10 protein-coding genes are annotated in these 11,767 nt (G+C 27.1%); all 10 read right to left on the bottom strand.

The annotated features are described in order from the left end of the window. Window positions 1–43: 43 nt before the first annotated feature. Window positions 44–1,963, bottom strand: coding sequence for an OPT family oligopeptide transporter (locus BN6774_RS06750; protein WP_066896489.1), 1,920 nt, complete (start codon window positions 1,961–1,963; stop codon window positions 44–46). A gap of 188 nt (window positions 1,964–2,151) precedes the next feature. Continuing rightward, window positions 2,152–2,325 carry a hypothetical protein gene (locus BN6774_RS18495; RefSeq protein ID WP_159426821.1) on the bottom strand — a complete coding sequence of 58 codons (174 nt, stop codon included), beginning with the start codon at window positions 2,323–2,325 and terminating at the stop codon, window positions 2,152–2,154. 144 nt (window positions 2,326–2,469) lie between these two features. Further along, window positions 2,470–3,021 carry a nitroreductase family protein gene (locus BN6774_RS06745; RefSeq protein ID WP_066891623.1) on the bottom strand — a complete coding sequence of 184 codons (552 nt, stop codon included), beginning with the start codon at window positions 3,019–3,021 and terminating at the stop codon, window positions 2,470–2,472. A 211-nt stretch (window positions 3,022–3,232) separates the two neighbouring features. Further along, window positions 3,233–3,781: a TetR/AcrR family transcriptional regulator gene (locus BN6774_RS06740; protein WP_066891620.1), complete on the bottom strand. Its 549-nt coding sequence runs from the start codon at window positions 3,779–3,781 to the stop codon at window positions 3,233–3,235. Beyond that, window positions 3,771–4,952 (bottom strand): MFS transporter, encoded by a 1,182-nt coding sequence (locus BN6774_RS06735; RefSeq protein WP_066891617.1) that lies wholly within the window; start codon window positions 4,950–4,952, stop codon window positions 3,771–3,773. The genes BN6774_RS06740 and BN6774_RS06735 overlap by 11 nt, the downstream gene beginning before the upstream one ends. Before the next feature lie 184 nt (window positions 4,953–5,136). Then, entirely contained in the window at window positions 5,137–6,327 is a 1,191-nt protein-coding gene (locus tag BN6774_RS06730; protein WP_066891615.1) for a phosphoribosyltransferase domain-containing protein, read from the bottom strand. Then, window positions 6,317–7,414 carry an HpcH/HpaI aldolase/citrate lyase family protein gene (locus BN6774_RS06725; protein ID WP_066891612.1) on the bottom strand — a complete coding sequence of 366 codons (1,098 nt, stop codon included), beginning with the start codon at window positions 7,412–7,414 and terminating at the stop codon, window positions 6,317–6,319. The genes BN6774_RS06730 and BN6774_RS06725 overlap by 11 nt, the downstream gene beginning before the upstream one ends. A 147-nt stretch (window positions 7,415–7,561) precedes the next feature. Further along, complete coding sequence (locus BN6774_RS06720) at window positions 7,562–8,521, bottom strand: tRNA dihydrouridine synthase (RefSeq protein ID WP_066891609.1); 960 nt, start codon at window positions 8,519–8,521, stop codon at window positions 7,562–7,564. Between the two features lie 129 nt (window positions 8,522–8,650). Further along, window positions 8,651–10,129 (bottom strand): methyl-accepting chemotaxis protein, encoded by a 1,479-nt coding sequence (locus tag BN6774_RS06715; protein ID WP_066891606.1) that lies wholly within the window; start codon window positions 10,127–10,129, stop codon window positions 8,651–8,653. Between the two features lie 108 nt (window positions 10,130–10,237). Beyond that, the gene (locus tag BN6774_RS06710) at window positions 10,238–11,680 is read right to left on the bottom strand and encodes a DUF1254 domain-containing protein (protein ID WP_066891603.1); all 1,443 of its coding nucleotides are present in this window, start codon (window positions 11,678–11,680) and stop codon (window positions 10,238–10,240) included. Window positions 11,681–11,767 lie beyond the last annotated feature (87 nt).

Below are 11,767 nucleotides of genomic sequence, written 5' to 3'. Positions count from 1 at the left end.
CTGTACACTATGTGTACAGTTATCTATAATAATATTTATTTCATTACTTATTATTTGATTTTGATATCATAATTGGAATTGTAGTTGCAATTACTAGTATTACTAATAATAAAATCGCCATTATATTAGTTGAAGCAAATCCCACTGGTGTTTTTGGAGTTATTATACCTGAAACCTGCAATATTATTCCCAGTAATCCAATAATGGAACCACCTGCTACAAGCCCTGAGGATAAACTAATTCCATTAGAAACTCTAGTTTCCTTCTCATTTTCGTTTTTACTCATTTTTTCAACAAATACACGTATTAATGCTCCAACTAATATTATTGAAGTAGTTGATATTGGTAGGTAGAACCCTATAGCTATTGTCATTATTGGTAGATTTAATAAAAATAAGAATAAAGCTATAACTACCCCAACTAATATCATAGGCCATGGTAAATCACCAGACATTATACCCGAAGTTAATGTAGCCATTAAATTTGCTTGTGGTAAAGCAAACTGAGCATCTGCACCAGTAACTGCTAGCTGACTAGATAATACCATTATCGTTCCTGTAACTACTACAACTCCCACTATACTAGATATTATAAATGTATTTAACATTTCTTTTCTACTGCCACCTATTATGTATGTAACCTTTTGAGATTGGCTATATCCACCTGCTACTGATATAGCTACAACCATAAATGCTGCAAACAATAATAATGATTTATTATCTGCGTTAGTAGTCCATCCCATAATAACAAATACGAGGGTTAGTATAACTAATGAAGCTATAGTCATTCCGGATACTGGAAGATTAGATGTACCTATTGTTCCTGTTAATCTACCCGATACTATTACAAATAATAGTGATAATATAAGAGATACTATAGTTGCTACTATTGCCATCTTAATACTTTGTGAAATTATAAATGCTGCTACAAATGCAATTATTACTCCTGCTAAAAGTACTATTATTTCTCCAGAACTTTTTTCTATGTTAGAATCATTGCTAGACTTTGCTTTCATTGTTTCTTTTATAGATACTATAATTGTTGGTATAAGCTTTAAAGCTCCTATTAAGCCTCCACAAAGCATCATCCCAGCTCCTATATATTTCACATAACTTCCTGATATTGCATTTACATCCATTTGATGAAGTAATATTGATGCATCATTCCAAGATTGAATATTTTTATCTGCAAAATCAGTAAAATATCCTATTAAAGGGGCAATTCCAAAGTTAGCAAGAACTGATCCTGCAAACATAGTTAAAGATACTTCTAATCCAACTATAAATCCTATTCCTAATAAAAGAGGATTTACTTCTGTGGAAAACTTCCACTTGTAAAATTTACTTCCTAAATAAGTAATACTGTTGTTAATCAAATTTAGAAATGATCCAGTTAAAAGATTTATAACACCACTTATTGCAAATCCTATTCCCATAAATTTGATAGCATCTCCGCCACCTTCTGAAGCAACTAATGTTTCAGATATAGCCATAGACTCTGGATACATAAGATTCCCATGTTCCTCAACTATTAAATAGTTATAAACTAAAGACAGACACCCTATTCCAAATAAAAGTCCACCTACGCCTACTATTACTCCTTCTAAAAAAGTAACTTTATTTCCTATTAAAATAATTGCTGGTAAAACGTATATCATACCACTTGCTATAGATTCTCCACCACTTGACATTCCTTGGGTTATATTTTTGCCAAGGATACCCTTACTACGTGCGAATACACCTATAAGCATAGAGCCAATTATAGCTCCTGGAATTCCAGCTGCCACAGTTAATCCAGATTTCATACCTGAATATGCAGTAGATGCTGCAAATATAGCTGATAAAATTGCTCCTATAATTATTACTGAAATATTAGTTCCCTTCTTTGACTTATCATTCAAATATGGAACATAATCTTTTCCATGCACGCCACCATAAGCTTCTTTAGGTAATCTCTTCTTCATATGTATTTCTCCTTCTTTTGTTTTATTAATCTTTAGTATACCCATTTTATAAATTAACATAATTACTCATTATATTATTTATAAAATCCTTATTAATTATGCCAATAATAAGTAAAAAAGAAAATACCTTTAATGCTAAAATTTAGCCAAAATCAAAAAATAATACTATTTATTATTTTTTGAAAATATTAAAATTTTGTTCTTTTATTTCTCTTTTGAAAATTTCTATATCTATTTGCATAAATAGATCCTTCTGTTCCAAAAAGCATAGTTTCTCTAAATTGATTATTTAATGCATAATTTCCATATACATATCTTCCTCTAGATCTAGCCCCTATAACAGCAACTTTTATAAAATTCACAATATCAATCCCCCGATATACTTTATTGTTAAATTCTCACTAATGTAAACGGTAAAAATTTACATTTAATTATATCACTTAATTATAACCACAAAAATAGCCAGAATTGCTTTGTTTCAATCCTGACTTTTTATAGCCTTGTTATTATTCAATATTTTTATCTATTAATTTTATTCTTTCTGATATATTTACTCTTTGTACTGCCTTGGGAATAATATCTGGATAACCAACTTGTAAAAGAGCCGCTATTTTTTCTCCCGGTTTTACTTCAACTCCATTTCTAAATTCTGTTGAAGTAAGAAAGGCATCTGCCTTCCATAAGACTCCAAGACCTCTTTCCCATGCCGCTAATTGAAAATTTTGTATTAATGCACAAGTAGCAGCATAATCCTCTTCTCTTACAAAATAATTAGAATCCTCATTTATTACCACTAGTATATGAACTGGAATAGATTCGAATCTAGCTTTTACTTCTTCCGGAGACTTCTTTTTAGGCCCCTTCGCCACTGTTTCTGCCATTATATTAGCTAATACTTTGCTTCCCTCATCCTTATAAATTATGAATCTCCACGGTTGTGTTAATTTATGGTTAGGAGCATAACTAGCTATTTCAAGTAATTCATCTAATATTTCATTTGAAACTTTATCTGATTTAAATTTCCTTATTGATCTTCTATCTTTAATTAACTGTGACATCGGATATTGTGTTAATATATAACCATCCCTTTCAAAATTTTGTAATCTTTATTATTAATTTTAAATTGTTAGATATCTAACAATTATATTATAATTTAATCAATATCAATTAAAACCACCTCTTTATAATTGATATTGATTATCATTAACTGTATTTTACTACTCTTTTATTGTATTTGCAATAAGTTTTTTTATTTTTTAATACTAAATTTTATTTAATTATTCCTAATAATATTATTTCAATTACTTGATTCATTACTTCATTAAGCTTTAAATTATTAGCCTTAAGTGTTTTATTATCTAAAAGTTTTTCACTTACTTCATCAATAATCAAAGATACAATTGATATATCTATATCTTCCCTTATTTCTCCTTTTTTCTTTGCTTCTTCAAGAAGACTACAAATCTCTGATATTTTGAATTTTTTCAGCTCATTTATTAAGTTCCATTCTTCTTTATAATATAGTTGTATTTCATCCATAATAATAAAGGGTAATTTGTATTTATGATATGTATATATAATTTTATTGCATTTTTCTTTTAAAGAAATATCTTCATTTATTATATTCATTGTACTTTCTCTATCTGTCTCTAAAATTATTCTTATATATTCTTTTATAATTTCATCTTTATTTTTAAAATATTTATATATAGTTTTTTTACTTATTTTTAAGTCTTTACAAATCAAATCTAAATTCAATTTCTTTATTCCATATATTTCAATATTTTCAGAAACACTCTGTAATATTTTATCTTTCATTAAATCTCTCCTTATCTACATACTTCTTGATTAAAAAGCCACCTAGTAAACCAACTATTAAAATAATTATAAAAGATAATTTTTCACTTTTACTCCAAATAGCTGATATAACTAACGATCCTAAAAAAGATCCTATATATTGTAGGCTGTTTATTATTCCATTACCTGTCCCCCTATATTCATCCCTTAATATAAAGTTTCCAAGGCTAGGTATTATAGTTCCAATTGAAATATAACCTGACATAAATAATAAAGTTCCTATAAATAATGAAGCAAAGGAATTTTTATTTAAGTAAAACAACATACCAACTGAAGATACTATAAAGGCTAATATTAAAAACTTTATACTACTTACATTATTTAATTTTTTTACAGCTATTCTCATTATAATTATAGCAATTATAACTGTTGGCATAAATATCTTCCACATATCATCTATGCCAGTTATATTTTCTAAATATTGAGGAATAGCAAAAAACACTCCTGTCATTATAAAATTATTAATTAACGCTGCTATATTTAAAGCAAAAAAAGCTTTATCCTTAGATAATATCTTAATTGCTTCTTTACTTGATACAACATTCTCATTAGTAACATTTTTAGAATCTTTTAAAAATATTATTATAATTAACCAGGCTATTAAAATTATAATTGCAGAATATAAAAACATATTTTTAACTGATACAAATCTATGGATTAAAGGCCCAAAAGCAAATGATGATGCTGCAGCTGCACCAACTATAGTACCTATTATACTCATAGAATTCATTCTTTCTTTAGAATCCGTTACAGTACTTGATATCCATGAATATCCAACCGCTATAATTGCCCCACTTCCTTGCATTGCTCTTGCAAATATTAATAAATATATATTATTTGCAAAGTATGCAATAACAAGTCCCAATATAACTTGCATAAGTCCTACTACCATTACTATCTTATTTCCCTTTTTATCACTCCAAATGCCATATGGTATTTGAAAAATAGCCTGCATTAAACCAAATATCCCTAGTGCAATTCCAGCTAAAATAGGAGTATTGTGTTCTAAAGTTTTACTATATGTGCTTAAGAATGGCATTACCATAGTCATTGCCATCTGCCTAATACCTAGTGCAAATCCTAATGTTGATATAAATATAGTATTTACCTTTTTATTGTTAATTTCTCCCATAGCAATCTCCTTCCAAAGAAACTTATTTTTTATTTTAAGTTTCCACATCTTAAAATTAAGGAAACTATTTTTATAAATATAGTTTCCTTAGATTGTATTATACTCTTTTAAAAATTATTTTTCTATATTAATAATAAAAAATGTAGTAAATTTAAAATTTAAAATTTACTACATACTTTATTTTCTATGGTTTTACTATAATTAAATTATTAGTTAGTTTTATCTTTAAGTCATCTTCTACAATTAATACTACTTTATCATAGTTGTTTTCTATATAAGATTTATTATAAAAATAATACTTTACTCCATTATGATAAAAACTACTTTTTTCATTAAGTAAATATTTTTCTTCATTACTACAATAAATGGAGCTTCTTGTAGTGCTTTTAAAATAAACATCACCTTTTATATAAGCTGCAATTCTTGACGGAATATAAATATTTTCACCATGACCTAATACTAATATTTTTTCATTTCCCTCTATTAACTTCTGAATTTCATTTGCTATTTTAAGGCAATCTTCTTCCAATGCTTTAATCTCTTCAAAGGTAATCCCAAACCGTCCTGTAAATTTAAAGTATTCTCCAAATCTTTGTAATATATTAAGATTAGTGATATCAATAATTTCATTTGTTATTTTACAATTTGTATCATAATAAATTTTATTATTCTCATTTTCAATTTCTCCAGATATTAATGATTTTACTTCTATATTTATACCTTTTTCTTTTTTAAACACCTCATATAATTCTCTATTTTCAAAGTTTCTCCAATCTAAAATACTTAAAATAGTGTAATTTTTAACTCCTGTTGTTCTTATTAGTTCCCTTATTATATTTATCATAGATTTCCCAGTTGTTATTTCATCATCAACTAAAATTATTCTATTTACATTCTTTAATTTATAAGGTTCTATTGGAAAGCAATTATGAGTAGTTGCATGAGAATGCTCCTCTTCAAAATTGAATAAGGATTTTATATTTTTAATGTTCTCTCTTGTTGTTGTTATATAATAAGAACCCTCTATAGTTGAAGCCACTGCCATACCAAGTCCTGTTGCTGTTTCTGCAAATCCTAAGACTGCTATTTTTTCATCACTTCTATAATTTATATTAATACCATTCTCTATATTAATATTGATTTCTGGATTATTTATATAACTAACTAGAGATTTAATTTCTTCACTTCCAGCAAAGATAGTAGAAGCTAATATTACCCCAATAGCTTTACAAACATCTGGCCTTACTTCTAAATGTTTACCTAAGACCTTACTTATAAATAAAAAATTACGCTTACTATTATTTTCTCTATACCCTGTAAAAACTAACCTATTTATATCTATTCCATAAATATTTTCCTTTATATTAATCTTCACTTCTATAATCTACCTCTCTAAATAAATCATAATAAGAAATATTTTCATTTAATACACCATATACTTTTGCCATATTACAGATTCTATTCGCCCAATTATAATGTGGAGAAACTTCATTCATCTTATTGTTCTTGTACCCTTTAAACACTCCACCTTCTTTTTTTAATCTTATGATATTAGTGGCATCTATATAATCTTCGTAACTGACTGAATACATTGAGTTTACGTATATTCCTTGTGATGGATGAATTATTGTTTTCCCACAAAATCCATTTTCTTTATCCATTTCAATTTCTTTAATTAAGCCTTTAACTTCCTTTGAATTAATATCATTTGAAAAGTATTCCCATACTGGGGCTGAAATTATATATTCTTCGTTACACCTTCCAAATATATTTACTATATCAGAAAGACAATTACTTATAACCCCTATATCATATATGCTCCTGCCCCTACTTCTTCTTAATCCAAACTTAGAAGAGAAGTCAGTTCCTCCCACCCTAATATTTAATATTGAGCCTTTATATTCATCTATTAAAGTTTTTAACTTTAATATTTCTTTAATCCTATTTTCTTTATATAAAACTTCTTCACTTTCAAGTATTGGCATCCCATATACTTTTTCGCTAAACTCTTTTTCTATATCTACTAAATGTTCTAAATAATTTAAGCCATTATTACTATTAAATTTAGGAAATATAAAACCTGTAATTAACTCTAAATTTTCTTTAGATAATTTATATGAAAAATTAATAAACTGAGTTATGTTTCTTACCCTAATAAAAATTAAAGGAAGTTTGTCCATATTTGATTTTCCAATTAATATCCTCTTATAAAGTTTATTTAATGATGCTATTACATTATCTTCTCCTGCCTCAATGTCTATTTCTCTTAATGAATCTTCAAAGCAAATTGTAATTGTCCCTATATTTTTTAGTTTATCTATTTTCTTTAATATATCCATCAGTGCATTCATATACAAATTAGAGCCTACTGCATATTTTAATAAATCTTTATTAGTATATTTATTAAAATTCATAGGCTCTTTTAAAAATTTATCTTTACTAATACTGTTTAAATGTCTCATACTATCTCCTTCACCCTTATAAAAATAACTCTGCTATTTATATGCTATTATATTTAAGCCATTAATTTTTTATTCTAAGATATAAATAAAAAACGACTATAAAAAGCGTTACGCTAATTATAGTCATTTTAAATTATTATATTACTCTTAATTACTAAATAAACCTGCTCCTTTAATGATTTCCTCTTCATTAAATAAATTTTGTATAGCTTCATTATAATCAGTTAATTTTTGTGATTTTTTAATTTTTTTAGAATGCTTCTTATTATTTGAGAAAATATATATCATGTATCCCCATAATTCCTTCATTCTATATAAAGCAATATTTTCATCCTTAAAGACTTGTACATGATTAAATAAAATTTCATCATGAAATTCCTTTAGTAACTTCTTATCTAGTACTATAGCATTATTTATTTCATTAATTAATCCTGGATTAGCTAATATTCCTCTTCCTAGCATTAACTTGTCTAAGTTTGGAAAAGCTTCCATTATCATATTAAAATCATTAACTGTAAAAATGTCTCCATTATAGCATATTGGATGAACACTTAGTTCTATTGCAGCTTTGAAAACTTCTAAATTAGGTTTGTTTCCATAAAAATCTTTTTGAGTTCTAGGATGAATTATTAGTTCCTTTATTGGATATTTATTATAAATTTTTATTAAATCATAAAATTCATCTGGATTGTCTTTTCCTATTCTAGTTTTTATAGATATTTCTATATCATCTTTTTTAAATATATTATCTAAAAAAATGTCTAGTTCTTCTTTTTTAGCTAAAAATCCTGAACCTCTGCCCTTTGATACAACTGTACCAGAAGGACATCCTAAATTCAAATTTATTTCATTATATCCTAATTGTTGTAACTTTGTTGCAGTATAAATAAATCCTTCTGCATCATTAGTGAGTATTTGAGGTACTATATTCATATCAATATTATTTTCAGGTAAAACATCTCTTAGTTCTTTAGTTTTAAAACTTTTACTACTAGTTGGAACAATAAAAGGTGTAAAGTATTTATCTATGTTATTAAAAAATTTCTTATGAGCATTTCTATATACATGCCCTGTAATTCCTTCCATTGGTGCTAAATAATACTTCATTTAATAACTCCTTTGTATTTAATCTAGAAATATTATATCAGCATTAATTTTTCTTATCTACATATTATTTAATACAGAAGCAAAAAACTGTACAAAATTGTACAGTTTTAAATATAAAGTATATATTAACTAATTTATATTATTTAATATTTCTGATAAAGTTATAGTTAAATCATCTAGTTCATTTGCATCTCTACTTACTTCATTTATTGAAGCAGTTTCTTCTTCTATTTTAGCCATAATTTCTTGAATAAGAGCAGAGTTATTATTTGTTGAATCAGTAATTTCATTCATATTTTCGTTAATCATTCTAGAAAGTCCATTTAGCTCACTTATTCTACCTTGAACCAAACTTATTTTGTCAATAGTTCTATTTATAGTGCTTTTCATTTCTACTAATATTTCCTCGACTGCTTTTCTAGAACCTTCGCTTTCTAGTACACTTTGTTTTCCTTGCTCTACATTAGTATTCACTAAACTTATCATAGAGTATAATTTAACGATAATATTTGAAATATTTTTAGTAGCCTCTTTTGATTGAGTTGCAAGTGATCTAATATTATTAGCTACAACACTAAAACCTCTGCCATGCTCGCCAGCTCTAGCAGATTCAATAGCTGCATTTAAGGATAATAAATTTGTTTGTTCAGAAATATTTTCTATTGTTTGTACTATTGAATGAACGTTAGTCATTTGTTTATTTAATTCATCCATTACATCTTTAGTATTGTTCACTACATTTTTCACATCATCCATACTTTTAAATAGTATACTAACTTTATTTATTCCATTATCTATGGCATCTTTTGTATTACTAGAATACGAAATCATTTCTTTTGAATCTCTTAAAGCTTCTTTAATATTAATATCTATTTCTTCTATTGATTTATTTGTATTTCTAATATTTTCAGTTTCATCTATTATTCTCTCTGTAAAAACAGCCACTGAGTTAGTAACATATTGAGATGTTTCTTCTATATCTTCTATACTATTTTTAACTGTAGAACTGATGTTATTAATTACTTCTGTACTATTTTCTATTTTGGATAATAGTATTTCAATTTTTTTATTTTTTTCTTCAGCATCTTTAGCTGCAATTTCAGCTTCCAATCTAAGTTTAGTACTTATTTTATTAGACAATATTAAAAAGGTACACATTAATATGTAATATATGGTTATAGTTGATACTATATTTGAATTTGATAGCCTAAATGCCGTATCCTTGTAATATATACTACCAAAAATAATTATAATAACACCTAAAATCATATTCAACAAAGTTACTTTATAATCATTATATAAAGTAAGTATCCCAACTCCTGCAAATACATTGATTACTACCGCAAACTCTACATTAGGATTACAAGCTAAGAAGAAAAATGATATTATTGCATATATAATTGTTAAAACATACTTTGATGATTTTTCCATTCTTTCTTTATAAACAGCTACTCCAACAAATGCTATAGCAATTAAAGATCCCAATCCAACTATAATTTTAATTATATTGCTTGGATGCTGTAATATTATAACAATTGCAGTAAATACCATTAATGAAGCTGCTAAATTGAATATTAGCTTATTATTAATTGAATATCCCTTTGACATATTTTCACCTTATTATTATTTCCTTTATTTTTTATTTACACTTAAAATAAACTTTATCTAGATATAGTTAAAAACCTCTATAGCTAAAAAGCCATAGAAGTTTTTTAATTAATTTACCTTTTGTACTCCAGGTAATGAGTAATTTCCTGTAAACCATTCTTGCCCTGGCATATAAGCTCTAAAAATAAGATGGAAATCCTTACCCTTAGGTGATGGTAACCAGTTACCTTCAAAACCTACTGGTGCTTCACTTTGTATATATAGAGTTAATGAACCATCTTCATTGTATTTAAGATCAGTATCAACATCTCTAATTGCATATTTATTAATTGGATTATCTACTAAACATTGAGTTTCTGAATCATATATAGTTAATGACCAGAAAGCTTTAACTGGTGGAATACTTCCAGCTGGGAATGTTAAAGTATAATTATTTGAACCATTATATCTTTCATTATTTCCATCAAAATATGAAGTTGGATAATATGCTTCTTCAGCTGTATTTCCACCAATTCCTCCTCTTGCACATAAAGTACGTAAGAAGTAGTTAGTTCCAAATAAACCTACATCCTTAGATCCACCCCATCCATTAACAGTTTCTCTTGGTCCATTTAAAATGTATGTTATTAATTGTTCTGTTTGCACAGCAACATTAGTAAATATTGTTTTTAATTCTGGTGAAAGTGTAGATACGTTGAATTCTGAATTAGGACCAACTCCTATTGAATCAAATCTATCCATTAAAGCTGATTCTGATTCTGGCATTCCAATATCCTTTAAAATGTCATTTAATACTTCAAAGTATTCTATTTTTCCATATGGATCTTCTTCTAATTGCATTCCTCTATCCTTTTGTGGATATGTCTTCTTAAAGGCTTTGATACCTTGACTTTCATACTTATCTAATGGTGCTATTCTATATTTGTCTTGTAGAGCATGTACAACTTCTAAATCTTGTGCGTCTTTTGCAAAAGTTCTTGGGAATAACCATGTGTAGTTTGTGTTAACCTTTATAACTCCATCTACATCAACTCCAACTTCTTCATCCCATTCAGGTCCAACTATTGCATAGACACCTTCTTTATTTCCAGTAGCTCTAGTTCCTATATACCCTGAAATATTACTATACATATCATTTACTTGAATTGAATAGTATCTATCTCCCATATCTGGAACGTAAACTACTACAGGTTGATCCTTTAAGTTTACCCAAGCTCCTGAATATAAAACATCTATATTTGGTGCTCTTAATCTAGTAGTTGATGGATCCGCAAAATTACGAACATGATAGAATTCTCCTAGTGGAGCCCATTCTGTATCTCCTTCGTATTGAGGATGTGTCATTTGATTTTTTGATCTTTCCATTTCTACAAGTGCAACACCATAGATGTATGCTTCTTGTGCAATTTTTGCTACTTCTTCATTGCTTACAGTTATGTCAGTAGCTTCTTCATCTTTGTTCTTTGCATAGGCATTACTAGGTGAAACATTTGTAATTAATAATGTACTTGCTAATAATGCCATGCAAATTTTTGTCAATGCTTTCTTCATTATTACATATCTCCTTTTTTATAATTTTATAATGCTCCCTATAACTATTTCGTTCCTAGCTAAGTAAACTTTAGCAAATTTAGCCAT

The organism is Clostridium nigeriense, from assembly GCF_900086595.1.
Classification (GTDB): Bacteria; Bacillota; Clostridia; order Clostridiales; family Clostridiaceae; genus Clostridium; species Clostridium nigeriense.
The sequence above is the reverse complement of the archived record's forward strand: the minus strand, read 5'-3'. Positions and strand labels throughout refer to the sequence as shown.